Annotated in this window: 24 protein-coding genes and 1 pseudogene; 10 read left to right on the forward strand and 15 right to left on the reverse strand. The window is 63.8% G+C overall.

The features are described 5' to 3' along the window. Positions 1-3: 3 nt before the first annotated feature. The 3 genes from RQ479_RS30980 to RQ479_RS30990 all read right to left on the reverse strand — a co-directional run bounded on the left by RQ479_RS30980 (position 4) and on the right by RQ479_RS30990 (position 3,633). Positions 4-780: a class I SAM-dependent methyltransferase gene (locus RQ479_RS30980; RefSeq protein ID WP_376703528.1), complete on the reverse strand. Its 777-nt coding sequence runs from the start codon at positions 778-780 to the stop codon at positions 4-6. A gap of 127 nt (positions 781-907) precedes the next feature. Next, positions 908-1,339: a VOC family protein gene (locus RQ479_RS30985; RefSeq protein ID WP_376706051.1), complete on the reverse strand. Its 432-nt coding sequence runs from the start codon at positions 1,337-1,339 to the stop codon at positions 908-910. Positions 1,340-1,635: 296 nt separating this feature from the next. Further along, positions 1,636-3,633, reverse strand: a complete 1,998-nt coding sequence (locus RQ479_RS30990) for an ABC transporter ATP-binding protein/permease (protein ID WP_376703529.1) — start codon at positions 3,631-3,633, stop codon at positions 1,636-1,638. Positions 3,634-3,876: 243 nt separating this feature from the next. On the opposite strand from RQ479_RS30990, the gene RQ479_RS30995 reads away from it, so the two are divergent. Then, complete coding sequence (locus tag RQ479_RS30995) at positions 3,877-4,167, forward strand: hypothetical protein (RefSeq protein WP_376703530.1); 291 nt, start codon at positions 3,877-3,879, stop codon at positions 4,165-4,167. A 52-nt stretch (positions 4,168-4,219) separates the two neighbouring features. On the opposite strand, the gene RQ479_RS31000 is transcribed toward RQ479_RS30995, so the two are convergent. Further along, positions 4,220-4,513 carry a hypothetical protein gene (locus RQ479_RS31000; RefSeq protein ID WP_376703531.1) on the reverse strand — a complete coding sequence of 98 codons (294 nt, stop codon included), beginning with the start codon at positions 4,511-4,513 and terminating at the stop codon, positions 4,220-4,222. A gap of 185 nt (positions 4,514-4,698) precedes the next feature. On the opposite strand from RQ479_RS31000, the pseudogene arr reads away from it, so the two are divergent. Next, positions 4,699-5,122: pseudogene (gene arr, locus RQ479_RS31005) on the forward strand (NAD(+)--rifampin ADP-ribosyltransferase). Positions 5,123-5,241: 119 nt separating this feature from the next. Here arr and RQ479_RS31010 read toward each other — a convergent pair. Together RQ479_RS31010 and RQ479_RS31015 are read right to left on the reverse strand one after the other, a co-directional pair. Beyond that, positions 5,242-6,552, reverse strand: coding sequence for a hemolysin family protein (locus tag RQ479_RS31010; RefSeq protein WP_376703532.1), 1,311 nt, complete (start codon positions 6,550-6,552; stop codon positions 5,242-5,244). Between the two features lie 59 nt (positions 6,553-6,611). Beyond that, on the reverse strand, positions 6,612-7,553 hold the full coding sequence (locus RQ479_RS31015; RefSeq protein ID WP_376703533.1) for a LysR family transcriptional regulator: 942 nt from the start codon (positions 7,551-7,553) through the stop codon (positions 6,612-6,614). A gap of 127 nt (positions 7,554-7,680) precedes the next feature. On the opposite strand from RQ479_RS31015, the gene RQ479_RS31020 reads away from it, so the two are divergent. Further along, positions 7,681-8,700, forward strand: a complete 1,020-nt coding sequence (locus RQ479_RS31020) for an NAD(P)-dependent alcohol dehydrogenase (RefSeq protein WP_376703534.1) — start codon at positions 7,681-7,683, stop codon at positions 8,698-8,700. 47 nt (positions 8,701-8,747) lie between these two features. On the opposite strand, the gene RQ479_RS31025 is transcribed toward RQ479_RS31020, so the two are convergent. The 4 genes from RQ479_RS31025 to RQ479_RS31040 form a co-directional block, all read right to left on the reverse strand. Then, on the reverse strand, positions 8,748-9,455 hold the full coding sequence (locus tag RQ479_RS31025; protein ID WP_376703535.1) for an LssY C-terminal domain-containing protein: 708 nt from the start codon (positions 9,453-9,455) through the stop codon (positions 8,748-8,750). A gap of 66 nt (positions 9,456-9,521) precedes the next feature. Then, positions 9,522-10,391, reverse strand: a complete 870-nt coding sequence (locus RQ479_RS31030) for an extensin family protein (protein ID WP_376703536.1) — start codon at positions 10,389-10,391, stop codon at positions 9,522-9,524. A gap of 115 nt (positions 10,392-10,506) precedes the next feature. Further along, positions 10,507-11,436 carry an extensin family protein gene (locus RQ479_RS31035; RefSeq protein WP_376703537.1) on the reverse strand — a complete coding sequence of 310 codons (930 nt, stop codon included), beginning with the start codon at positions 11,434-11,436 and terminating at the stop codon, positions 10,507-10,509. 136 nt (positions 11,437-11,572) lie between these two features. After that, the gene (locus RQ479_RS31040) at positions 11,573-11,998 is read right to left on the reverse strand and encodes a DUF3775 domain-containing protein (protein ID WP_292658164.1); all 426 of its coding nucleotides are present in this window, start codon (positions 11,996-11,998) and stop codon (positions 11,573-11,575) included. A gap of 236 nt (positions 11,999-12,234) precedes the next feature. Between RQ479_RS31040 and RQ479_RS31045 the strand changes: the two genes are divergently transcribed. Together RQ479_RS31045 and greA are read left to right on the forward strand one after the other, a co-directional pair. Next, on the forward strand, positions 12,235-12,795 hold the full coding sequence (locus RQ479_RS31045; protein WP_352912488.1) for a tetratricopeptide repeat protein: 561 nt from the start codon (positions 12,235-12,237) through the stop codon (positions 12,793-12,795). Positions 12,796-13,112: 317 nt separating this feature from the next. Continuing rightward, positions 13,113-13,586 carry a transcription elongation factor GreA gene (gene greA / locus RQ479_RS31050; protein WP_023719113.1) on the forward strand — a complete coding sequence of 158 codons (474 nt, stop codon included), beginning with the start codon at positions 13,113-13,115 and terminating at the stop codon, positions 13,584-13,586. Positions 13,587-13,815: 229 nt separating this feature from the next. Here the strand turns inward: greA and waaC are convergent, their stop codons facing one another. The 3 genes from waaC to rfaD are packed head-to-tail and all read right to left on the reverse strand — an operon-like array spanning position 13,816 to position 16,732. After that, complete coding sequence (gene waaC / locus RQ479_RS31055) at positions 13,816-14,805, reverse strand: lipopolysaccharide heptosyltransferase I (RefSeq protein WP_376703538.1); 990 nt, start codon at positions 14,803-14,805, stop codon at positions 13,816-13,818. Next, complete coding sequence (waaF, locus tag RQ479_RS31060; RefSeq protein WP_376703539.1) at positions 14,802-15,809, reverse strand: lipopolysaccharide heptosyltransferase II; 1,008 nt, start codon at positions 15,807-15,809, stop codon at positions 14,802-14,804. Before waaF ends, waaC begins: the two co-directional genes overlap by 4 nt. Next, on the reverse strand, positions 15,782-16,732 hold the full coding sequence (gene rfaD / locus RQ479_RS31065) for an ADP-glyceromanno-heptose 6-epimerase (RefSeq protein WP_376703540.1): 951 nt from the start codon (positions 16,730-16,732) through the stop codon (positions 15,782-15,784). Before rfaD ends, waaF begins: the two co-directional genes overlap by 28 nt. A gap of 176 nt (positions 16,733-16,908) precedes the next feature. Here rfaD and RQ479_RS31070 point away from each other — a divergent pair, with 176 nt between their 5' ends. The 3 genes from RQ479_RS31070 (at position 16,909) to RQ479_RS31080 (ending at position 19,742) form a co-directional block, all read left to right on the forward strand. After that, positions 16,909-17,541 carry a LysE family translocator gene (locus RQ479_RS31070; protein ID WP_376703541.1) on the forward strand — a complete coding sequence of 211 codons (633 nt, stop codon included), beginning with the start codon at positions 16,909-16,911 and terminating at the stop codon, positions 17,539-17,541. Between the two features lie 139 nt (positions 17,542-17,680). Beyond that, positions 17,681-19,159 (forward strand): D-glycero-beta-D-manno-heptose-7-phosphate kinase, encoded by a 1,479-nt coding sequence (gene rfaE1 / locus RQ479_RS31075; RefSeq protein ID WP_376703542.1) that lies wholly within the window; start codon positions 17,681-17,683, stop codon positions 19,157-19,159. Between the two features lie 7 nt (positions 19,160-19,166). After that, on the forward strand, positions 19,167-19,742 hold the full coding sequence (locus RQ479_RS31080) for an SIS domain-containing protein (RefSeq protein WP_376703543.1): 576 nt from the start codon (positions 19,167-19,169) through the stop codon (positions 19,740-19,742). Positions 19,743-20,075: 333 nt separating this feature from the next. On the opposite strand, the gene RQ479_RS31085 is transcribed toward RQ479_RS31080, so the two are convergent. After that, positions 20,076-20,552 (reverse strand): Lrp/AsnC family transcriptional regulator, encoded by a 477-nt coding sequence (locus RQ479_RS31085; RefSeq protein ID WP_352469300.1) that lies wholly within the window; start codon positions 20,550-20,552, stop codon positions 20,076-20,078. Positions 20,553-20,819: 267 nt separating this feature from the next. Here RQ479_RS31085 and trxB point away from each other — a divergent pair, with 267 nt between their 5' ends. Together trxB and RQ479_RS31095 are read left to right on the forward strand one after the other, a co-directional pair. Further along, complete coding sequence (gene trxB / locus RQ479_RS31090) at positions 20,820-21,794, forward strand: thioredoxin-disulfide reductase (protein WP_376703544.1); 975 nt, start codon at positions 20,820-20,822, stop codon at positions 21,792-21,794. 97 nt (positions 21,795-21,891) lie between these two features. Then, positions 21,892-22,788 (forward strand): LysR family transcriptional regulator, encoded by an 897-nt coding sequence (locus tag RQ479_RS31095; protein ID WP_023719100.1) that lies wholly within the window; start codon positions 21,892-21,894, stop codon positions 22,786-22,788. Between the two features lie 263 nt (positions 22,789-23,051). On the opposite strand, the gene RQ479_RS31100 is transcribed toward RQ479_RS31095, so the two are convergent. Then, the gene (locus tag RQ479_RS31100; RefSeq protein WP_376703545.1) at positions 23,052-23,549 is read right to left on the reverse strand and encodes a methyltransferase family protein; all 498 of its coding nucleotides are present in this window, start codon (positions 23,547-23,549) and stop codon (positions 23,052-23,054) included. Positions 23,550-23,780 lie beyond the last annotated feature (231 nt).

Genomic DNA, 23,780 nt, shown 5'->3' on the forward strand with positions numbered 1-23,780 from the left:
TTATTATCGGCTCGCCCGAAATGCGGTGATGATCCAGGCACGCGAGTCGAAAAGCACACCGTCCGCGGTCAAATGCGCATCGAGCAGATCGCGCAACCGCCGCAGTGCCGCATCGACATCCACAGCCGCGCGGGCGAGCGGATCCTTCACCAGTTGCAGGCCAAGCAAAGCGTCATAGGCCACATCGACGTCCAGGCCGTAGAAGACCGGTTCATGCACTTCGGCAAAGTCGATCGACACAAAGCCGGATGCACGCAAGATCTCCGCGGTGATGGCCGGGTCGCCAAGCGAAAACGGGGTGGCGCCCGCCGACATGGTTGTCCCCGGCGCAATTGCCCGCTGAATGGCAGTCGCCCACTCGTTGCGGTCCTGGCCCTGCCATACCATCCATACAAGACGTGCCCCTGGTCGCATCGCCTGGCTGATATTGGCGAACGCCGCCGCCGGATCGGCAAAGAACATCACGCCAAAGCGACTGATGCACAGATCGAAGCCGGCAGGCGGAAACACCAGCAATTGCGCATCGCCGCGCTCAAAGGCGACGTTTCGCAATCCCTCTTCCGCGCTACGCCTCCGGGCGATCTCGAGCATCTCCGCCGATACGTCCACGCCAAGCACGCTGCCTTCCACCGCGACACGGGCGGCATCACGAGAGGATTGTCCCGAACCGCATCCGATATCGAGCACGCGATCACGCGTTCCCGCCTTGACCGCAGCCCTGAAGACCTCGTTGTGCCGTCGCAATTCGGCGTCGTAAAACGCAGCGCAGTTCAACACCATCGCACGCCTGTCTGGAGATGATGGGGCAGGCGGCGTTGCCAGCCGCTCCGCTCTGATCTTTTCGCGTCGGGTCAGCCCAGGACTGTCAGCCGCGCCGCGCTGCCTCGATCGCAGCTACGTCGATTTTCTACATCTCCATCATCGCCTCGAATGCGCGCTTTGCTTCATCGCCGCCGGCGGCCATCGCCTCGGTCGGCACGCGCGGCGTGATTTGCCAGGAGATGCCCCAGTTGTCCTTGCACCAACCGCAGGCACTTTCCTGGCCGCCATTGCCGACGATGGCGTTCCAGTAGCGGTCGGTCTCCTGCTGATCGTCGGTGGCGATCTGGAAGGAGAAGGCTTCGTTATGTTTGAACGCGGGCCCGCCATTAAGGCCGAGACAGGGGATGCCGGCGACCGTGAACTCGACCGTCAGCACGTCCCCCGCCTTGCCGGACGGGTAGTCGCTGGGAGCGCGGTGGACGGATTTCACCGAGCTGTCGGGAAAAGTCTCGGCATAGAAGCGGGCCGCAGCCTCGGCGTCCTTGTCGTACCAAAGGCAGATCGTGTTCTTGGCGATTGTCATTGCTGGTCCCTTTACTTTCGAAATCAATCTGGGCTTTTGATGCCATTCCGGGTTTTGCAGCCAATTCGGCCATTTTCCTGCCCTCGGGGCGTTTCGCAGCCGGCGTCGGCGTTGCACCACGAACAGGAATGCGCTCGCACCATCCGACGTTCCGACCGCGGCAGCTGCACGGAATCAAGGTACCACGGCTGGTGCTTTCAGGACCAGATGTGGGCAGTGACTCGAACAGGCGAGGTCCGCCGGGTCCTGACCGGCGGCCTCACTTTTTGTGTAGGGCAGCTCCACTTTGCTCAAGGTCGCGCTGGCCTTCCGTTGGCGCGCCGTTGCCTCAGAAGGCGCATGAGCAAGTTCCGTCTGTCCTTGCGCGGGACGAGTTCGATGTCGCTGACAAGTTTTGCGCCGCCCTTGTGCCGCTCCAATGTGATCTTGCGGCTGTGGAAGGCTTCCAGCTCGGCGCGGTGCGCTACGCTTATGATGGTGACCTTCGGCAATTCGCGAATGATCATCTCCATCATCTTGTCCTGGCTCTTCTCATCGAGTGCCGACGTTGCCTCATCCAGCACGATGATATCGGGGCGGTGCAGCAGCAGACGTGCGAAGGCGAGGCGCTGCTTTTCGCCACCCGACAAGGTCTGGTCCCATGGCGCGTCCTCCTCGATCCTGTCGTTGAGATAATCGAGTCCCACTTTGTCGAGGGCAGCCTTGATCTTATTCAGCGTCCAGTTGTCGGCGGCGCCTGGATAGGCGACTGCGCGGCGAAGCGTCCCGGTGGGGATGTAAGGCCGTTGCGGCAACATGAACAACCGCCTGTCGGCGCGGATGTTGACGCTGCCGCTGCCCCATGGCCACAGACCTGCGACGGCCCGCACCAGCGTACTCTTGCCCGAGCCGGATTCGCCGGCCACGAGCACCCGCTCGCCCGGTTCGATCACGACCTCGGTCTCCTTGACCACGGCGGTGCCGTCGTCGAGCGACACGGAGAGATTGTTCAGGCTGAGCATCGCATCGCCTCCGGTTTCGCCCCGCTTTATGCGTCCCAGCGTGTTGCTCTGCTCCGCCCGCTCGAGCCCGTCGAGCGACATCATCAGCGAGGCGATGCGACGTGCACAGGCGTTCCAATCCGCGAGACGGGGATAGTTGTCGACCAGCCATCCGAACGCGCCCTGCACGATGGCAAACGCCGAGGCAGCCTGCATGACCTGTCCAAGTGTCATGCTGCCTTCGAGAAACTTTGGAGCGCAAAGCAAGACCGGCACGACAGGCGCAAACAGGCTCGACCCTTGCGACACCAGCGCCGTGCGCATGTGCTGGCCTGCAAGGAGCGCCCATTGCCTGAGCACATGGGCGAATGTCTTGTCCATGCCGCTGCGCTCCTCCTCCTCGCCGCCGAGCAATGCGATGCTCTCGCCGTTTTCCCGCACGCGCGTCAGCGTGTAGCGGAACTCGGCTTCCGCCTGATTTTTTTCCTCGGAGAGGTGGACGAAATGGCGGCCAATGACCGTCATCGAGGTGGACGTGATCGCGGCATAGAGCACCGCGGTGATGACAAGGAAGCCGGGAATGGTGACGGTCCAACCTGCGATTGTCAGGGTCAGGGCGCCGCCGATCGTCCAGAGCACCACGATGAAGGTCGCGGCCGACAGAAATGCGACGATAACACCGGCGATGAAATCGACGGGCGATTCGGTGGCAATCCGCAAATCCTCGGCGATGCGGGCTTCGGGGTTGCTGTGGTCGCCGCCGACGAGGTTCAGCTGATAATAGCGGCCGCTTGCGAGCCAACGCGCGATGACCGCGGTGGTGAGCCAGGAACGCCAGCGGCGCTGTATTCTCATGCGAAAGAAGACTTGTGCCACCACGAGGCTGGCGCTTCCGAGCACGAGTGGCACGAAAACGGCGCTCAGCCAATATACGGTGTGGGCATTGCGTTGCTCAATGGCGTCGAAAATTGCGCGATTCCAGACATTGATCCCATACTGGAAGCCGACATTGGTGACGATCAGGACCAACAGCCCGATCGTCAACGGCCAAGCGACCCTGTCGCCACTGCTGCCCCAATAACCGCGCGCGCTGATCCAGAAGCGCTTCAGCAGATATCTCTTGCGCGCCTGCTCGGCCTCTTCGGGTGTCAACTCCGGATCGGGTTCGATGAAATCCGGCGGCGGCGCGGGCTCGCCGACGACCTCGGACGCGACTTCGACGGTCGATAGCTTCTCGTGGCGCGACTTCTCGACATCGCGCGATTGGGCGCCGTCAACCGATTTCGGCTTGAATTGAGCCTCGGGCATCCGGCGATAACGGCTTAAAAATCAGAAGGTTTCATAGCGTCCGCTCGAGATGCCAGATGCCAACAACGCCAAGGCTTCTCAGCTGTTTCCGAGCGGTCTCGACAATTCGCTTCAGCAGTCAATAGGACTGAGGAAAAAAATCAGCGATCGCCAGCATCTGCTGCTCAGCCCGACCGCGCGGGCGCTGAATTCCGGAACAAGGGTGCGATTTTGCCGTTGAGCCAGAAACTGGAAGCGACCCGCATGTCCGAATTGCCGAATGAAGAGATCGAAGGGCGGCTGAACGCGCAGCGCGAGACTTTGGCGCTGGTCGTCGCACTGCTTGCCAGCAAGGATACGGCACCCGAGCGAATATGGGCCGAACTGGAGGCCCGTCTTCAGTTTCAGAACAGTCAGGAGGACCCCGGCGTCCTGCCAAGCAGCGCATTCGCCATCGAGGCCGCGAAGATGCGGGAGTTCAAGCTGATCGCCGAAGAGGCGCGGGCGCGCAATGCGGAATGGAACGGCAGGGACAAGCCACAGGGCGCCAGCTGAAACCCCGGCGAGTGGATGCAGGACCGGCTATTTTACGGTGACTGAGCAAGCGTCAGCTTTGCCCTAGAAGTGCACGCGCCAACTCTTGCCATTCCTCGTCAAGCGTTAATGACGACGGCGCGGCGTTGCTGCGGCGATACCAGTATTCCGCATTCGACTGGTCGCCTTCCTTGCGATGGAGATAGGCATGAACGTGCATGCCCGCCGTATCGTCGCGCTGCTGCGCGCACTCGTGCGCCTTAGTCCAATCGCCCTTTGCATCCCACCACAGCGCCAGCAGGGCAGGGCTCAAGCCGACTGGCGGCTGTGGTTTGGCAATCGAATCCCTGAAGGCTCGCAGATCCATGTTTCCACCATAGCGACGGTACAGGGCGCCGATAATAACCGCGCCGGCGGCCTACCGCTAGCGTGCATCGGGCGGGATAACCGGAATGGGTCTCGGGAGCCGATAACCGCACGGCCAGATGCTTGATTTGGTGACGTGCATGAAATAGTGCGCGCTACGATACCATGATGCCTGAGACAGCGAGGATGAGTAGCGAGCCGATGACAGCGTCCGACAAACCGCGCCAATTCTACCACGGCACCCGGGCCGACCTTAAACCGGGAGACCTGATCGAAGCCGGCTACAGCTCCAATTACCGGCGCGCGAAAGCAGGCAGCCTGGGTCTATCTGACCGGCACTCTGGATGCGGCTATCTGGGGTGCAGAACTGGCCGCCGGTGACGGACGCGAAAGGATCTACATCGTGGAACCAACCGGCCCGACCATGGACGACCCCAATCTTACGGACAAGAAATTTCCCGGCAATCCGACGCAGTCCTATCGCTGCCGCGAGCCGCTCAGGATCACGGGCGAGGTCACCGGGTGGCAGGGCCACTCCCCCGAGCGGCTGAAAGAGATGAAGGACCATCTCGAACGGCTGAAGGCGCAAGGCATCGACGCAATCGATTGACCGCCAAGTCCTGCGATTGCCAAGCTTGGCTCTGACCTACGGTCGGCGGCAGTCGCGTTCCGCGTCGCCGCCGCCGCGAAATACGGTTCCACAATAGGTCACACCGACCGCGCCGCTTCTTACCGCACGACCTCGCGGTGGCCGCCGGGCAGGCGAGTGGCGATGAGCTTGTCGATGCGGCGGCCGTCGAGATCGACCACCTCGAAGCGCCAGCCTTGCGCGTCGACACATTCGCCGGTCGCCGGCAGATGGTGCATATGCGACAGCACGTAGCCGGCGACGGTTTCGTAGTCGCGGTTCTCGGGCAGGTCGATGCCGAGGACCTCCGCCATCTCGTCGGCCTGCATGTAGCCGGCGAGCAGCCATGAGCCGTCCTCGCGCTTGACGGCGTTTTCCTCGTCGCCGGCATCGAGGTCCGAGCGGAAGACGCCGGTAATCGCTTCCAGTATGTCGGCCGGGGTGACGATGCCTTCGAAATGGCCGTATTCGTCATGCACCAGCGCCATCGGCACGTCGGATTCCTTCAGCGTCGCAAGCACGTCCAGCGCGTCGGCCTGGTCATGCACGATCGGCGCGGCGCGCACGTGCCGGCGCGGGTCGAGGGCGCGGCCGCCGAGCATCGCCGCCAGCACGTCGCGGGTCTGGACGACGCCGATCATGGCGTCGACGCCGCCGTCGCCGGCCGGCAGGCGCGAATGCTGGGTGTCCATCAGCAGCTTCCTGATGGCCGCCTCGTCGGCTTGCAGATTGATCCAGTCGACCTCGGTGCGCGGCGTCATCACCGCGCGCACAGCACGGTCGCCGAGCCGCATGACGCCGGCGATCATCCGCCGTTCGTCGGATTCGATGGTGCCGTGGTGCTCGGCTTCGGCGACCAGCATCTTGATCTCCTCGTCGGTGACCTTATCCTCGCTCTGACCGTGCTGGCCAAGCAGCCACAGCAGGGCGCGGCCGGAAAAATCGAGCAGGAAGACCAGCGGCGCCGAAACGCTGGCGAGGATGGTCATCGCCGGAGCGACCCTGACGGCGACCCGTTCGGGGTCGCGCAATGCGATCTGCTTGGGCACCAGTTCTCCGATGACCAGCGAGCCATAGGTGATGATGGCGACGACGATGCCGACGCCGAGCGGATCGGCGAGGCTTTCGCGGACGCCGGCCGACGCCAGGAAGGTGGCCAGCCGCTCGCCCAGCGTGGCGCCGGAAAACGCGCCGGACAGGACGCCGACCAAGGTGATGCCGATCTGCACCGAGGACAGGAATTTTCCCGGATTGGCGCCGAGCGCCAGAGCCCGGCCGGCACCCTTGACGTTGCGGTCGATCATCGCCTTGAGGCGCGCCGGCCGCGACGAGACGATGGCGAGCTCGGACATCGACAGAAGGCCGTTCACACAGATGAGGACGACCACGATGGCAATTTCAGCATAAAGCATGCCGGGTCCATAGCATTGCCGCGCGGTTTTCGAAAATAGGACGGCCGCGCTTTTTAAATTTAGCGAGCCGGGCAATCAGGCGGCACCCATGCCTCATCCCAGGGCGGCGCGGAAAAATGCCCGATCAAGGCGTCGACGACGACGCGCACCTTTGGCGCGAGGTTGCGTGTTACCGGCCAGATGGCATGCACCACGGTGTTTTCGACAAGACAGTCCGACAGAACCATTTCGAGCTCACCGCGCCTGATGCTGTCGGCCGTCAGCCATGTCGGCAGATAAACGATGCCGCAGCCGGCCAGTACCGCATCGAGCATCGGTTCACCGTGGCCGAGGACCAGCCGCGCCTTGGGCGCGAATTTTTCTAGGCGGCCGTCGGCATGCCTGACGGTCCAGGGATGGACGGTGCCGTCGCGGCCGTAGCCGATCAGGCTATGCCTGGCCAGGTCCGCGATCGATTGCGGCCTGCCATGGGCGTCGAGATAGGCGGGGGCGGCGCAGATGGCCGAACGTTGGGCATAGATGCGGCGCGCAGCGATCGAAAGGCTGTCGTCGAGGTCGCCCATGCGCACCGCCAGGTCGATGCCTTCCTCGATCAGGTCGACGCGCCGGTCGTTGAACGAGATTTCCATCGTCAGATCCGGGAATTTTTTGGAAACGTCGAACAGCAGCGGGGCGACGCACCGCCGGCCGAAGGCCAAAGGCAGATCGACGCGCAGCCGCCCGGAAGGCACCTGCTTGCGCGATGCCAACAGCGACTGGGCGGCTTCGATCTCGGCCAGTGCCCTGACGCAGGCTTCGTAATAGCTCAGGCCCTCGCTGGTCGGGCTGAGGCTGCGGGTGGTGCGGTTGAGCAGGCGGACGCCCAATCGCTGTTCCAGCTGCGCAATCGACTTGCCGACCGCCGATTTCGTGACATGCAGCCGTGCGCCGGCGCCGGTGAAGCTGCCGGCCTCCACCGCGTGAACGAATGCGACGATGCCTTGCAAATTGGCCGATTCCAATGAAGCGCTCCTATTGTAGAATTTTGCTCCTTAATCTGTTGCGGAACATGCCACATGGAAGCACTTTTCTCCATAGTGAAACGGCGTAAATGTCTCGCGCCACCATCAACCACGGAGCGCGAACCAAATGAGCACCGAAAACAGATCCTGGCAGATGACCGGTTTCGGCCTGTCCAGTTTGAAGCCGGCCGAGGGAAAGCTGTCCCAACCCGGGCCGCACGATCTGCTGGTACGCGTCACAGCGGTATCGCTGAATTACAAGGACAGGATGATCGTCGATGGCGTGCTGATACCGGACCTCAGCTTTCCGTTCGTGCCGACATCGGACGCGGTGGGCGAGGTGGTGGCGATCGGCAGCAAAGTCAGCCGCTTCGGCATCGGGCAGCGCGTGCTCGGCCAGGTGATCGCCGACTGGCCGGACGGCGACGCCCCGCCGGTGCTGCACAAGCATACGTTGGGTTCGTCACTGCCCGGGACGCTGTCCGAGCATGTGCTTTTTCACGAGGATGCCGCCGTGGCGGCGCCGCCGTCGCTCAGCGACGTCGAGGCATCGACGCTGCCGATCGCGGCGCTGACGGCGTGGTTCGCGCTGGTCGAGGCGGCCAAGCCGATCCCGGGCGAAACCGTTCTCATCCAGGGCACCGGCGGCGTGTCGCTGTTTGCGCTGCAGTTTGCCGCCGCCTTCGGCCTGCGCGCCATCGTCACCTCGAGCAGCGACGAGAAGCTCGAGCGGGCGAAGGCGCTCGGCGCCTGGAAGGGGATCAATTATCGCAGCCAGCCGGCATGGGACGAGGCGGCGAGCGAACTGACAAACGGGGCCGGCGTCAGGCATGTGCTGGAAATGGTCGGCGGCGACAATGCGCGGCGCTCGCTCAATGCGCTGGGCGCCGACGGCAGGCTGTCGCTCATCGGCCTTCTCGGCAGCATGGAGCTCAGTTTTCCGATCATTCCGTTCCTGCGCAACCGGATCGTCGTACAAGGTATATCGATCGGCCACCGCCGCGCTTTCGAGCGAATGAACCAGGCGATCGAGACGCTCGCGATCAAGCCGGTGATCGACAAGGTGTTTGGCTTCGACCAGGTGCCGCAGGCATTTGAGCGTCTGGAGACGGGACCGTTCGGCAAGATCGTGATCACCGTGCCCTGAGCCCGTCGGGACGAAATGGTTGCCAGACGGGAAGGCCGATTGCGCGCCTACGGCAGTTGCAGCAGGACGCCGATGATGGCCTTGCCGTCGGTGAAATAGGGATCGCCTTCGCCGTTGCGCCCGGTCTTTGTGGCGCCGACGCCTGGTATCTTGCTGGTCGAGATCAGCATGCCGGCGGTGGAGAGGTCGCGCATCAGCGCATCACGCTCGGCGTCGATGTCGGGGCCGATATGATGGGTGATCGCGCCGGTGTCATGGCTGAGGCCGACGCCGCGGTCGAAGCTTGCCGAGCCAAGCCAAAGCGGCCGGCCGTCGTCGCCGGTTGCATCGGTCTGCCAGAAGCGGACGTGGTGGCGCCGGTCGGCGCTGTCGCCGACCGGCCTTTCGAAGGCGAGGTCCTGGGCGCGGCCTTCGAACAGCAGCCGACTGACCGGCGCGTCGGGATAGGGGCGATTAAACAGTACGCTTTCGCCGATCTCGATCGCGGTCTTCAGCGTGACCGCGTCTGCCGTATCCCAGCCGGCGACGGCAAAAGCATGGACAAGCTCCTTCTTCGTGCCGACCAGGCCGACATTGATCGGATCGCCCGGAATGCCCTGCGGCGTGTGCGTCACCATCTCGAATTGCTGATTGCGAAAATTGCGGTCCCGCAACGTCCAGAACTCAGGCGCGGCGAAATAAGCGAGCGAAAGATAGGCGGCACAGCATGCCACCAGCCAGGTCGTTGCACGTCGTCGAAGGCTTCGTTGGCTCAAGAGGCACCACCCAAGCGTCGGCGAACCATCTTAACCGCCGCAGCAAGTCTTGGGCAGGGGCTGCAATCAGCGGCAGGCGCGATAGCCGTTCTTGCGGTTCTTGATGTCGAAATGGAAATGGTTGCGGTGGTCGTAATTGTAGCCGGGGCCGAGCACGGTGGTGAAGTACTGGCAGCCGTCGGCGCGCACATTGTTGAGGAAGCCGCGTGTGCGGAAGGCGAACAGGCCGGGCTTGCGGACGTCGATGTCGTCGCCATTGTTGAGCTCGATGCTCATCACGTCGAGCGCATTGCCCTTGCCGTGTTCCGACAAAACACCTTCGCCGGCAATCCTGCGGCAGGAATAGCTCGAGCCCTGGTGGATGGTCTTGACGCCTGAAAAATAGCGCCAGCGGGCCGACGGGACGAGTTCGTTCCTGGTCCAGCCGGCAAAAGTAGCGGCCATGTCGCAGGTCAGCGTTGCCGCCGGCTTCATCTCGACGCTGCCGATGGCCGAGACCTTGACCGGATAGTCGATGCCGCACTGGCCTTCATGGATCGGCGCAACGTCGGTGTAGACGACGCCGAGGTGTTTCAGCTCCTTGCGGCAATCGATCTCTGTGGCCGGCATCTGTTCGGCCGGCGACATCGGGTTATCCATGCGCGGATAGGCGGCCGTCATATAGGGGTTGGACGGGACGAGGCGCTGCATGCCGGAATATTCTGGGCCGGAATCTTGCGGGCCGGAATCTTGGGGGCCGGAATATTGTGGGTCGGAATTGGGCGGGACGGCAGCGGTCTGGCTGCCGACATCGATCGCCGGCTGCAGCGAAAGCACGCTGCCGGTATTGCAGGCCGAGACCGCCGCAATGGCAAGCAGGGCGGCAAGCCTGCCGGCCACGCGCGCGCGTCTTGTTTGCCGCGCAGCGGCAAGCGCAGCGCGAAGTAGCCCGGCCATCGGAAGGGTTCCTGTCCCCAGATGGCACAGACTCTAAACCTGAAGAGTAAAGGAAAATCAGCGACGCCGTTCACGCCTGCGGCCAAATTGCGGCGCCCTCTATCGGCGCCCGACATCATTGGCAAAACGTGCCGCCATTGCGGCGCGGTTCGAGGTCGAAGTGGAGATGCAGCGAATGATCGGCATCGCTGCCGGGGCCAAGCACGGTCTTGAACGGCCCGCAGGCCGCCTTGCGCACTGTATCCAGGAATTTCGCGTCCTTCTGTGGCGGCGTTGGACCGACATCGATCTCTTTGCCGTCGGAAAGCGTGAAGCTGGCGATGTCGAGGGCGTTGCCGAAGGCGTGCTCCGATAGCTTGCCGCCGGCGTGGCGCGGCCGGCAGACGAAGGCGGAGGCCTGGCCGATCGATTTGATATCCGTGCCGAACTCGGCCTTTGCGGCAGGCTGGATGACCGAAGCGGCAAAGCGGACGGCCGCTTCCGCCATCTGGCAATTCAGCTCGGGCTCCGGGCCGATGGCGATGGATTTGCCGAGTGTCTTCAGCACGATCGGGTAGGGGATCGAGCAACCGACCGCCGTATCATGCTCGGGCTTGCGCTCCTCGAAATCGACGCCCATCGACTTCAGCCGCCTGCGGCAGGCCAACTCCTCGCCCGGCATTTCTTTCCCGGCAATGGCGGCCGATCGAGGATCTGGAACGATTTTTTGCTCCGCCTTTTTGTCTGCCTCGGCCGGGTTTGGTGGCGCGCCCGGTGGGCTTGCCGGCGGCCCAGCCCGCGCCGGCTTTTCGGGCGGCTGCGGTGCAATCGCCGGCGGCTCCGGCGGCTCGGTCTTTGGTTCGCCATTTTGGCGCTGGCCGTTCTGGGATTGACCGCTTTGCGGCTGAGTGGCCTGGGGCGGCTCAGCCGCCGGGGCATCCGCCGGGCGCGGTTCGGGGACCGGGATCTCGGTTGGTGGCGGCGGAGTGACTTGCTGGTTGAGCTGCGGAACCGGTGCAGTTTGCGGCAGCTCTGGCGCCTTCGCTAAAGTGGGTCCCGTCAGCATCGACGTAGCCGCAACGGCTAGCACCAATCTGCACAGTTTGGAAAAACCTAGCGCCGCCATTACGTCGCAACGGCCAGAATGCAGGGAAGTTGCCTTGGGCGAGGGGGGCGGCCGATCACAATCGGTAACCGCGCCGTCACGCGCCGATCGCTTCCAGGCCTTCCTCGAGCCAGTCCGCCAGCAGCGGCATGCCGAGCAGATATTTTGCCGTGCGCTTGTTGGCGCGCTCGCGGGCGGCGGCCAGCGCGTCCGTCCATTCCGTAGCGTCATAGTCGCCGCGGCCGACCCAGGCCAACGCAATCAGTTCGGCCGCTTCGTCGACATTGAGATCGTCGATCAGCTCGCGCAGTTCTTCCTCGGTGAGATCTTCGGAACTTTCCTCGGCAAGGCCGTCATGATGGTGGTTGTCGTGCGCGTTGCCGTCGAGCTCTACCTCGTGCTCGGCGCCGTCGGCATAGTCTTCGTTGACGGCGGCGCTGAGCGCCTTCGCCTTGAGGATGAACAGGCGCACGGTGTCGGGACCGATCGAAAGCTCCCAGTCTCGTTCAACGCGTTGCTGCACCGGCCGTCTCCCTGCTTCGTGCTCGGTCGGCCCGATGATAGCGGATTTGCAGCGCTCGTCACGTTCTCTTGCGCGTCGGCGTTAATCGTGAAGCATGATTTCCGATGCCTCTGTTCCCGGGATAAGATGGCCTTCCTGGGAGAGATCGCGGTTTTGAGATAGGATGGCATTTTCCGGGGACGAAACGGCTTCGGCCCGGCGTTAGTGTTGCATTGTCAGGTTCAAAGGAGAGTTCGATGCGCAGACGATTGCTGATTTACGCCATGGCCATCGCCGCCCTGCCGCTGATTGCGGCTCCGGCGTTTTCGGCTGGTGAAGGCGGGGGAGGTGGTGGCGGCGGCGGCGGCAATGGCGGCGGCGGCGGCCAGAGCCAGTGCAAGAAGGGGGAGGCCTGGGACAAGAAGCAGAAGAAATGTGTCTCGCCGAAGCAAGGCATGCTGGACGACGACAGCATCTATGATGCTGGTCGCGCGCTGGCGATGGATGGACGCTATGACGAGGCGATCGCCGTGCTCAGCCTCGCCGCCAACAAGCAGGACCCGCGCATCCTCAATTATCTCGGCTATTCGCACCGCCATTCCGGCCGCATCACCGTCGGCCTCGGCTATTACGAGGAAGCGCTGCGCATCGACCCGAATTACACGCTGGTACGCGAATATCTCGGCGAGGCGCACTTGCAGATCGGCGATCTTGCCGGCGCCCAGGAACAGCTCCGCGAAATCGAGAAGCGCACGGGCAAGGGGTCTCGCGAATACGGCATGCTGTCGGAGCAGATCGATCATTTCATGAGGAGCTGATCCGACCTCCGGAACGCTGCTCATAACCGGCTGCGGCGATCGCAGCCGGTTTTTTACTGTGCTGCACATGCTGCCCCGAACCGGAATTGGCCTCACGGTACACGTGATGCGCTCCTTGACGTTAGGTCAGCCGCGCCATCGGTGGATGATTTTTCAAAATCCGACTTTTTGGACGTGAAAAACCCGCGAAGATTGCTATATCTTGCAAGATTGTGGTGAGACGGTTCCGTTAGCGAGGCTGCCGGACCGTTTTCTTTTTGTACCATCGACAAGGTCGCTCCCGATTGCGGGGGCGGCGGCAGGAAAGGTCAGGCATTATGAACAAGGTCCCGATGACAGGCGAGGGGTTCGCGTCATTGAAGGAAGAACTGCGCTGGCGCCAGCAACAGGAGCGGCCGCGTATTATCGAGGCGATTTCCGAAGCGCGCTCGCATGGCGACCTCTCCGAAAATGCCGAATATCACGCGGCAAAAGAGGCTCAGAGCCTCAATGAGGGCCGGGTCAACGAACTCGAGGACCTGATTGCGCGGGCCGAGGTGATCGACGTCACCAAGCTCAGCGGCGACAAGGTCAAGTTCGGCGCCACCGTGGTGCTGGTCGACGAGGATACCGAGGAGAAAAAGACCTACCAGATCGTCGGCGACCAGGAAGCGGACGTGAAGTCCGGCCGCATCTCGATCTCCTCGCCGATCGCGCGTGCCCTGATCGGCAAGGAAGTCGGCGATGCCATCGAAGTCAACGCACCGGGCGGCGCCAGGGGCTACGAGATCGTCCAGGTGCAATTTATTTAGGGGTTAAGGGCGTGGGCGCCTTTAGCCTCATCAGTCAGCGCCGCCCCTCATCGCCCTGCCGGGCACTTCTCCCCGTATAGTGACGGGGAGAAGGGGCCATCCGGAACCTCGGCGCCGTTTCTGCAACGCCACCGATTGGCGAAATCCCCGGTGAAGGCGTTCTTCTCCCCGTCCCTATACGGGGAGAAGATGGCGGCAGCCTGATGAGGGGCGGCGCCAACTTTCCGGGTTATCCCCTACCGACCTTGAGCTGACCGATCTCCCGAAGCGCCAGCAATCTCTCGGCTTCCGCCATCACCTCCGGCGGCGTGACGCTGCGGCCGGGCCTCGCCAGCAGCGTCGATGAGAATGGCCCGCGTGGCCCCGTCAGGCCGGGCTCCGTCGCCAGGAACACCGCCACCGTCGGCAGGCCGAAAGCGCTGGCGAGATGGGTCAGGCCGGTGTCGGCGCCGATGACCAGCGTCGAGCCGCCGATGACGGCGGCGATTTCGGCAAGCGGCGATTTGGGGATCACCACGGTTTGCGGCACGGCGCCGACGATCGCCTCGGCGACCGCCTTTTCCCTGTCGTCAGACCAGGTGGTGACCGGCGTCATGCCGCCATCCACCAGCAGGCGGGCGGTTTCGATCCAGTCCGCGACCGGCCATTTCTTGTCCTCGCGGCTGGTGCCGTGCAGCAGGAAGGCGGTTTGGCCGGCGATCGCAGCCAAGCCGTCGGCAGGTGGCCGGATGCCCGATTCAAGCCGGGAAAAATCCGGCTCATAGCCGAGCGCCAGCCCGAACAGACGTCTCGTGCGCTCGATGGCATGCAGGCCGCGGGGCACGGCGTAACGGCGCTCATAGAATATCGTGGCCGAAGGCTCGCGGGCGCTTGAGCGGTCGAAGCCGGCGATCGGTGCCGCGGCCAGCCTCGCCACCAGAGCCGATTTCAGCAAGCCCTGCGCATCGAGGACGAGGTCGTAGCGGCAATCGCGCAAGGCCCGGCGCAGGGCGATCACTTCCCGCCATGTGCCGGGCTCGAGCAGTTTCCTGCGCCAGCGCCGGACCGCCACGCTGTGGATGGTTTGGATGGCTGGATGCAGCGCCACGATGCCGGCAAACGCCTCTTCGACACACCAGTCGAAGAAGATATCAGGCCGGGCGCAGCGCGCATCCTCGAGCGCCGGGAAGGTGTGGATGACGTCGCCCATGGACGACGTCTTGACGATCAGCACCCTCATGCGGCGGCCGGCATTTCCAGCAGCCGCTCGGCCGCCGCCACGACGCGTTCGACCTCCAACGTCTTCAGGCAGTTGAGATGACCGAGCGGGCAGATTTTTTTGTGGCAGGGCGAACAGGACAGGCCGAGCCAGACCAGTTCGCGGTGCTCGGCGAGCGGCGGCGTGTTGTCAGGCGAGGTCGAGCCGTAGACGGCGACCACCGGCGTGCCGACGGCGGCGGCGACATGCATCAGCCCGCTGTCGTTGGAGACGGCAAGCCTCGCCGCGGCGATCAGGTCGATGGCGTCCTCGAGCCGCGTCTGGCCGGCGAGATCGACGGCGCCCGGCGCCAGCGCGGCGATTTCAGCCGTCACCTCGGCGTCGTTCTTCGATCCGAACAGCGCCACGCCAAACCCTTTCGCCATCATCTCGCGGGCGAGGCCGGCATAGTTTTCGCTCGGCCAGCGCTTGGCCGGACCGAATTCGGCGCCGGGCATGAGTGCCACGAATTTCCCCGCCGTCAGCCCGAAACGGCCGAGCAGTGCCGCCTGGTTGGCTTGATCGACGGCAAGCTTCGGGGCCCGGAAGGCGCCGCCCAGGGCAAGGCCGAAATAGGCCTGCGCGGTGCGCCGTTTCAGGCGATCGGGCAACGGCACGATGTTGGTCAGCAGCCCATAGCGCATTTCCTTGAGATGGCCGACACGGCGCGGAATGCCGGCAAAGAACGGAATCAGCGCCGATTTCCAGCTTCCCGGAAGGACAAAGGCCATATCGTAGCGGCCGCGCAGCAGGCGGCCGAAACGCCTTCGGATGCGGAATTCGAACGCGCCGGATTTCAGCGGCAGGTCGATCTGCTGGCGGATTTCAGGCATGCGCTTGACCAGCGGCGCTGCCCAGGCCGGCGCCAGCACGTCGATGGCGGCGTCCGGATGAAGCTCCCTCAGCGCCGAGAACAGGCACTGGGCCATCACCATGTCGCCCACCCAGCGTGGGCCGATCACGAGGATCGTTGGGCTTTCAGCCATTCGACATAGTCTCTGACGCCGGTTTCCACTGTGCGGAACTGGCCATTGTAACCGGCTGCGCGCAAGCGGGACATATCAGCTTGCGTAAAGCTCTGGTAGCTGCCCTTGAGGTGGTCGGGAAACTCGATGAACTCGATCTGGCCTTGGCCGAGCGTATCGATGACCGTTTCGGCAATGGCGCGGAAGGGCTGGGCCTTGCCTGTGCCGCAGTTGAAGATGCCGCTCGAGCCGCGTTTCCACAGCCACAGATTGACCTCGGCGACATCGCCGACATGGATGAAATCGCGGCTCTGCTCGCCGGGCCCGAAACCGTCATAGGCGCCGAACAGCTTGGGGTTTTCGCCGCGTTCGACCTGGTTGAACAAATGGAAGGCGACCGAGGCCATGGCGCCCTTGTGCGCCTCGCGCGGTCCGTAGACGTTGAAATAACGCAGGCCCGCCACCGGCGAGTGATCGGTATCGAATACGGTACGGCGGACATAGTCGTCGAACAGCTTTTTCGAATAGGCATAGACGTTGAGCGGGCGTTCGTATTGCGGCTCCTCGCGGAACTCGGCGCCGTCGCCATAGACCGAAGCGGACGAGGCATAGAGGAAGGGCACGCGCAGGGCCAGGCAGGCGTGCAGCAGGCGCTTCGAATAGGTGTAGTTGACCTCCATCATGAACTTGCCGTTCCATTCGGTGGTGGTCGAGCAGGCGCCCTGGTGGAAGACTGCCTCGATGCGGCCGAGGTCACCGGCCTCCATCCGCGCCAGGAAATCGTCCTTGTCGAGGTAGTCCGCGATCTCGAGATCGGCGAGGTTGGCGATCTTGTGGCCGTCGGTGAGATCGTCGACGACGAGGATGTCGCTGAAACCCTCGGCGTTGAGCGCGGCGACGATGTTGGAACCGATCATGCCGGCGCCGCCCGTGACGATGATCATGAAAGCCTCTGGTACCTTGTGCCGGTTGCAGCCCTTGTGGGATTCTGGCCTTATAGGGGAGGCGGGCCGGGCTGTCGACAAAGCAGGTGGCGGGGCGGCCGGATGAGCGCCATCGTGGCGCCGCAAAGGTCACGTTTCAGTCGGCCTGCCGGCCGACCGGCGACAGGAGCAAGGCAATGCCGTCAACCGAACTGCTGGTCGCCTTTTTCGCCACCACGGCGATCTTCGCCTATATCCCCGGCCCGGCCATGCTCTATGCCGCCGCGCAAACCATGGCGCGCGGCCGCTGGTCTGGCCTGATGGCGGCGCTCGGCATCCATCTTGGCGGCTATGTGCATGTCTTCGCCGCGGCTGTTGGCCTGTCGGTGCTTTTCCATGCCGTGCCGGTGCTTTACATGGCGGTCAAGCTGGTCGGTGCGCTGTATCTGATCTGGCTCGGTGTTTCGCTGTTTCGCGCCAAGGCGCAAGGCGACGTTGTCTTGCCGGGAATTCAGCCGAAATCCGCCCGCCGCGCCTTTTTCGAGAGCGTTGCCGTCGAGGTGCTCAACCCGAAAACGGCGATTTTCTTCATGGCGTTCCTGCCGCAATTCATCGATGCCTCGGCAGCGTTTCCGGTCTGGCTGCAGTTCCTCGTGCTTGGAACGATCGTCAATTTGATGTTCTCGTCGGCCGACATTGTTTGCGTGATACTGGCCGGCGCGGTGATCGCCAGGCTGCGGCAGTCGAGCCGGGCGCAGCGCCTGATGCGGCGCGCCGGCGGTACGGTGCTCGTCGGGCTGGGCATGCATGTCGCGTTGCAGAAAAGCTGACGCACTGTCTCGCCGCCGCGATCGGTCGAAGGCCTACCGTTGCGTCGGCTGAAATTGCGGTATATCGGCATCGCCATGAACGGCCGGCCCTGCCAGTCGAATTTCCCGTCACTGAAAATCGGCCCTCCCACGCGTTGACATGATCAAGCTGCCCTCTCCCGAACCTCTTCACCGCGCCATTTCGCGCTTCGGCAGCGCCACCGTGCTGGTGGTCGGCGATTTCATCCTCGACCGTTTCGTCAACGGCGTGATCGAGCGCATTTCGCCGGAAGCGCCGATCCCCGTGCTGCACGGGCGCGGCGAAACGCTGGCGATGGGCGGCGCCGGCAATGTCGTCGCCAACATCGTTTCGCTCGGCGCTGCCGTCATACCGGTCTCGGTGATCGGCGCTGACGAGGCCGGCAAGAACCTCATGCGCATGCTCGGCGAATTTGGCGTCGACACCGGCGGGCTGGCGCAGGATGCCGATCGCATGACGTCGTCCAAGAGCCGCTTCAGCGCGCTCAACCAGCAGGTGCTGCGTTTCGACGAAGAGGAAATCAAGCCGCTGGTCGATGCCGAGCGCGCGACATTGGTCGGGCATTTTCGCGAAGCGCTGGCGCGCGCCGACATCGTCATCCTGTCCGACTATGGCAAGGGCGTGCTGCTCGACGGCGTCGCCGGCGAGCTGATCTCGATTTGCCGGGGAGCGGGCAAGCCGGTGCTGGTCGATCCGAAGGGCAGCGACTATGCGCGTTATGCCGGCGCGACGGCAATCACGCCCAACCGCAAGGAACTTGGCGAGGCGGTCGGCCGCGCAGTGTTTGCCGACGACGAGATCGAGGCGGCGGCACGCCAGCTGATTTCGGCGCACGGTTTCGATTTCGTCGTCGCGACGCGCAGCGAAAAGGGCATGAGCGTCGTCGGTCCAAACGATGCCCGCCATATCGCCACGCAGGCCCGCGAAGTGTTCGATGTTTCGGGCGCCGGCGACACGGTGATCGCGACCTTCGCGCTGGCTCTTGCAGCAGGCGCCGACCGCGTCATGGCCGGATCGATCGCCAACGCAGCCGGCGGCATTGTCGTCGGCAAGCGCGGCACGGCGCGGCTGACGATCGAGGAACTCACCGGCGCGCTGTTTCGCTCGCACGGCCCGGTTGCCCACAAGGACGCCATCCTCGATGCCGCCGCCGCGGCGCGGCTGGTGGCGGCCTGGAAGGACGAGGGCTTGAGCGTCGGCTTCACCAATGGCTGTTTCGATATCCTGCATGCCGGCCATGTCAGCCTGTTGCATGCGGCGCGCAGCCAGTGCGACCGGCTGGTGCTCGGCCTCAACAGCGATACCTCGGTGCGCCGGCTGAAAGGGCCGGGGCGCCCGGTCAACGACCAGCATGACCGGGCCTGCGTGCTGGCAGCACTTGCCTCGGTCGACGCCGTCGTCATCTTCGAGGAGGATACGCCGCTTTCGCTGATCGAGGCGCTGAGCCCCGACATACTGGTCAAGGGCGCCGACTATACGGTCGATCAGGTGGTTGGCGCCGATGTCGTGCAGAAGGCCGGCGGGCGCGTCGTGCTGGTCGATCTCGTCGCCGGCAAGAGCACGACCGGCACCATCGGCAGATTGCGCGCCGGGAACTGAGGGTTTCATGTCCGAACTGAACGATTACCTGGCCCGCTCGGCGGCCGCGATTTCGGCGATGGTCGAGCGCGACCTGACCAGCGAGATGGAGCGGGCGGTCAACGCCGTCGTCGCTGCGCTTTCGCAGGGCAAGGCGCTGCTGATAGCCGGCAATGGCGGCTCGGCCAGCGACGCGATCCACATCGCCGGCGAGTTGGTCGGCCGCTTCCTCAGGGAGCGCAAGGCCTACAACGTCATCGCGCTGCCGGCCAACGCGGCGGTGCTGACCGCCTGGGGCAATGATTACGGCTTCGACACGGTATTTGCACGCCAGGTCGAGGCGCATGGCTCGGCGGGCGCCGTGCTGCTCGCCATCTCGACCAGCGGCAATTCGCCAAGCATCCTCGCCGCCGCCCAGCAGGCGCGCATGATGGGCATGACGGTGATCAGCCTGACCGGCGACACCGGCGGCAAGCTGAAGCCGCTCTCCGACATCCTGCTCAACGTACCCTCGACCTCCACGCCGATCATCCAGCAGGGGCATCTGTGCCTCTATCACCATTTGTGTGAAATGGTCGAAGAGCGCCTCTGCGACGCGGGGTGATTGCGCCAGGCCGGGTAGAGGCCGTCAATTGTCAACATTGGCGCCGCCCCTCATCCGCCTGCCGGCACCTTCTCCCCGTGAAGGACGGGGAGAAGGGACTAGCCCGCAACGTCGGCGACCCCTCTCCCCGTCCTTCACGGGGAGAGGGTAAGGGTGAGGGGCAGCGCCAGCCTGCAGTGATTATTATTTTACGCATGGCCACATTTTGTTCTTGCTTTGTGCCGGCAGCTATGCTACTAATTTGGGTATGGTGATGATTCCCACCGACGACCCGCCCCCGAGGCGGGTTTTTTGTTTCCGGGTTTTTGTTTCTCAGGCGCCTTGCCTGATCTCTCAAGCTGAAAACGCCACCAGCCCTTCGTCCTTGACCCGGCGGATGGTCAGCGCGGTTCGCACCGTATCGACATTTGGGGCCGAGGCCAGTTCCTCGATGACGAAGGTCTGGAAGGTGCCGAGATCGCTCGCCACGCAATGCAGCAGGAAATCGGATTCGCCCGACACCATCCAGGCATCGCGCACGATCGGCCAGCCGCGGGTGCGCTCGGCGAAGGTCTTGAGCTCGGCGTCGGCCTGATGATGCAGGCCGATCAGGCAGAAGGCGACGACGTCAAGGCCGAGCGCCGGTGCGTTGAGCAGGGCGCGGTAGCCGCGGATGATGCCGGCCTCTTCCAGCCGCCGGACGCGGCGCAGGCACGGCGGCGCCGAAATGCCGACACGGCCCGACAGTTCGACATTGGTCATGCGTCCGTCCTGCTGAAGCTCGCGCAGGATCTTCCAGTCGATGGCATCGAGATCGGCCTTGATCGGCATGGTGGCTTCCGTGAGGCTTCCGTGGTGACGCGAAAGAATCTTTCGCGACTTTGTAGTTAAACGACTTTGCTGTCTATTCCATCCGCTGGATCGAGGTTTTTCGCATCATCTTGCTGCGGGTTGCTTGTCGCCGTCGCCGGCGCCGAAGCTTTCCGGGGACGAACGGCAACTTGCCTTGCTGGCGTCGCAGGCAACACTTACATTACGCGCAACAATCGACGAGAGTTCATGCCACAATCCATGGCTGCTCCCCCGCAGAGGCTTTTCATGATCACCAAGCACGCGCCTGTTCTCATCATCGGCTCCGGCCCCGCCGGCTATACGGCGGCGATCTATGCCGCCCGCGCCATGCTCAAGCCGATGCTGGTCGCCGGCCTGCAGCAGGGCGGGCAACTGATGATCACCACCGACGTCGAAAACTATCCGGGCTTCGCCGAACCGATCCAAGGTCCATGGCTGATGAGCGAAATGCTCAGGCAGGCCGAGCATGTCGGCACCGATATCGTCAACGACATCATCACCGAGGTCGACCTCAACGTGCGGCCGTTCCGCGCCAAGGGCGATTCCGGCACGATCTATACCGCCGACGCGCTGATCATCGCCACCGGTGCCCAGGCGAAATGGCTGGGCATCCCGAGCGAACAGACCTTCATGGGGTTTGGCGTTTCGGCCTGCGCCACCTGCGACGGCTTCTTCTACCGCGGCAAGGATGTCGCGGTGATCGGCGGCGGCAATTCGGCGGTGGAGGAAGCGCTCTATCTCTCCAACCTGGCCAAGAGCGTCACCGTCATCCACAGGCGCAGCGATTTCCGCGCCGAGCGCATCCTGCGCGAGCGGCTGCTGCGGAAAGACAATGTCCGCGTCATCTGGGATACGGTTGTCGACGAGGTCACCGGCCGGCCCGGCAAGGCGCCGCTGCCGCCTTCGGTCGAAGGGCTGAAGCTGCGCAACGTGGTGACCGGGCAGGAGATGCACCTGGTGGTCGACGGCGTGTTCGTGGCGATCGGCCACGCGCCGGCGGTCGAGCTGTTTGCCGGCAAGCTGAAGCAGAAGCCGAACGGCTATCTGTGGACGGCGCCGGATTCGACCCGCACCGACATGCCGGGCGTGTTCGCCGCCGGCGACGTGACCGACGATATCTACCGCCAGGCGGTGACGGCTGCCGGGCTCGGCTGCATGGCCGCGCTCGAGGCGGAAAAATATCTGGCAGGGATCGAGGTTCACCGCGAAGCGGCGGAGTGATTGTTCGACAAGCGGCTGAGAAGAGCCGCGCAAAAGCCTGATTTTTCATTCAGACGCCATAACAGGCGGACGCCAGAAAACAGGACGAGGGGAAATCATGGCGTTGGATTGGGACAAGCTACGCGTGTTTCACGCCGCAGCGGAAGCGGGGTCGTTCACGCATGCGGCGGAAACACTGCATTTGTCGCAATCGGCGATCTCCCGGCAGGTCAGCGCGCTCGAGCATGATGTCGGCGTCCCGCTGTTCAACCGCCACGCCCGCGGCCTGGTGCTGACCGAGCAGGGCGAGATGCTGTTCCGCACGGCGCACGACGTGCTGATGAAGCTCGAAACCATCAAGTCGCGACTGACCGAAACCAAGGACCGGCCCTCCGGCGTGCTCAGGGTGACGACCACGGTCGGCCTCGGCGCCGGCTGGCTGACCGAGCGCGTGCAGGAATTCATCGAGCTCTATCCCGAGGTCAGCCTGCAGCTCATCCTGGCCAATGAGGAACTCGACCTCACGATGCGCCAGGCCGACTGCGCCATCCGGCTACGCCAGCCGCAGCAGCCGGACCTTATTCAGCGCCGTCTGTTCACCGTGCATTTCCATCTCTATGCGGCGCCATCCTATGTGAACAAATACGGCAAGCCGAATTCGATCGCCGAGCTGAAGGCCCATCGCATCGTCACCTTCGGCGTTCCGGTGCCGGCGCATCTGTCGGAACTGAACTGGCTGGAAACGGTCGGCGATTTCGAAGGCGGGCAAAGGGTGCCGACGCTGCAGATCAACGACATCCTGTCGATCAAGCGGGCGGTGCAGGGCGGCGCCGGCATCGCCATGCTGCCGGATTACGTGGTCAGCAAGGATTCCGGGCTGGTGCAGTTGCTGCCCGAGACCGAAGTGCCGTCCTTCGATACCTATTTCGCCTATCCCGACGCGATGAAGAACCAGGCGAAGCTGCATGTCTTCCGCGATTTCATCATCGCAAAGGCGCGCAGCTGGTCGTTTTAGCGTTTAGTGCAGCTCGCCGACTTTTCCGAGCAACGCCGGCGATTGACGAAAGCTTCGGTGAAAGCGTCCTTCTCCCCGTCACTCTGCGGGGAGAAGATGGCGGTAGCCAGATGAGGGGCAGCACCAGCCTTTGTCGTACTTGGCTTGGCTCGGCGATGGGCAGTCCTGATATGTCGTGCCGCCGCCCTGCCGGGCGCTTCTCCCCGTAAGTGACGGGGAGGAGGGGCTGTAACGCCGGTTTGGCCAATCGTCGGCGTCCAGACCTACCCGCGCCAAGGTGTCAGGCGGGGCAGCCAGCCTGGTACGGCACGGCGGTAGGCCTCGTATTCGTCGCCGTAGCGGCGGGCAAGCGTCGGTTCCTCATATAGTTTCACGAAGGAGATCATGGCGGCCGCGGCGATGACTAGATAGGCGGCGACCGTCCAGCTCGAAAACAGCAGTGCCTGGCCGAGGACGATCGACAGCACGGCGACGTACATCGGGTTGCGGACATGGCGGTAGATGCCGCCGACGACCAGCCTTTCGCTCGGCGCGACCGGGGCGGGCGTACCCAAGCCCTCCAGGGCAAACCGGGCGAAGGCATGCAGCAGCACGGCTGTGCCGGCGACAACCAGCAGCCAGCCCACAGGAACGAAACCGGGCAGTCTCGACCAGGGCAGGCGATAGCGGTCGGTCAGCAGCCAAGGCACCAGTCCGGCGACGACGCCGGGCGCCGCAACAAGGAAGATGAAGCTGCCGGCGATCGCCGAAGCGGCCCGCATGGAGGTCTCCTTAGCTAGAGCGCGTCGCGTTCGACCGGCCTTCATGCGACGCGCTCTAGATTCTTGTTTCTATGCATGTCGTTGTCGCAAAACCGCTCCACACTTCTGCGCGACATGCATTAGAGCCCGTTCCACCCCGATGGGATCGGGATGTGGCTCTATCTTCCTGTTCGACCGGGATCATGCTCTATGGCGCGCGCTTGAACGGTCTTCTGCGACGCGCTTAAGCTT

This window comes from Mesorhizobium sp. ISC25 (genome assembly GCF_042295465.1).
GTDB lineage: Bacteria > Pseudomonadota > Alphaproteobacteria > Rhizobiales > Rhizobiaceae > Mesorhizobium.

Coding starts and splice junctions, on each gene's coding strand:
- RQ479_RS30995 (WP_376703530.1), top strand. CDS start 3,877: ATGTCCGAATTGCCGAATGAAGAGATCGAAGGGCGGCTGAACGCGCAG.
- rfaE1 (WP_376703542.1), top strand. CDS start 17,681: ATGATCAAGCTGCCCTCTCCCGAACCTCTTCACCGCGCCATTTCGCGC.
- RQ479_RS30980 (WP_376703528.1), bottom strand. CDS start 780: ATGGTGTTGAACTGCGCTGCGTTTTACGACGCCGAATTGCGACGGCAC.
- greA (WP_023719113.1), top strand. CDS start 13,113: ATGAACAAGGTCCCGATGACAGGCGAGGGGTTCGCGTCATTGAAGGAA.
- RQ479_RS31095 (WP_023719100.1), top strand. CDS start 21,892: ATGGCGTTGGATTGGGACAAGCTACGCGTGTTTCACGCCGCAGCGGAA.
- RQ479_RS31070 (WP_376703541.1), top strand. CDS start 16,909: ATGCCGTCAACCGAACTGCTGGTCGCCTTTTTCGCCACCACGGCGATC.
- rfaD (WP_376703540.1), bottom strand. CDS start 16,732: ATGATCATCGTCACGGGCGGCGCCGGCATGATCGGTTCCAACATCGTC.
- RQ479_RS31035 (WP_376703537.1), bottom strand. CDS start 11,436: ATGCTGACGGGACCCACTTTAGCGAAGGCGCCAGAGCTGCCGCAAACT.
- RQ479_RS31085 (WP_352469300.1), bottom strand. CDS start 20,552: ATGCCGATCAAGGCCGATCTCGATGCCATCGACTGGAAGATCCTGCGC.
- RQ479_RS31080 (WP_376703543.1), top strand. CDS start 19,167: ATGTCCGAACTGAACGATTACCTGGCCCGCTCGGCGGCCGCGATTTCG.
- RQ479_RS30990 (WP_376703529.1), bottom strand. CDS start 3,633: ATGCCCGAGGCTCAATTCAAGCCGAAATCGGTTGACGGCGCCCAATCG.
- RQ479_RS31045 (WP_352912488.1), top strand. CDS start 12,235: ATGCGCAGACGATTGCTGATTTACGCCATGGCCATCGCCGCCCTGCCG.
- waaF (WP_376703539.1), bottom strand. CDS start 15,809: ATGGCTGAAAGCCCAACGATCCTCGTGATCGGCCCACGCTGGGTGGGC.
- RQ479_RS31000 (WP_376703531.1), bottom strand. CDS start 4,513: ATGGATCTGCGAGCCTTCAGGGATTCGATTGCCAAACCACAGCCGCCA.
- trxB (WP_376703544.1), top strand. CDS start 20,820: ATGATCACCAAGCACGCGCCTGTTCTCATCATCGGCTCCGGCCCCGCC.
- RQ479_RS31010 (WP_376703532.1), bottom strand. CDS start 6,552: ATGCTTTATGCTGAAATTGCCATCGTGGTCGTCCTCATCTGTGTGAAC.
- RQ479_RS31100 (WP_376703545.1), bottom strand. CDS start 23,549: ATGCGGGCCGCTTCGGCGATCGCCGGCAGCTTCATCTTCCTTGTTGCG.
- RQ479_RS31030 (WP_376703536.1), bottom strand. CDS start 10,391: ATGGCCGGGCTACTTCGCGCTGCGCTTGCCGCTGCGCGGCAAACAAGA.
- waaC (WP_376703538.1), bottom strand. CDS start 14,805: ATGAGGGTGCTGATCGTCAAGACGTCGTCCATGGGCGACGTCATCCAC.
- RQ479_RS31020 (WP_376703534.1), top strand. CDS start 7,681: ATGAGCACCGAAAACAGATCCTGGCAGATGACCGGTTTCGGCCTGTCC.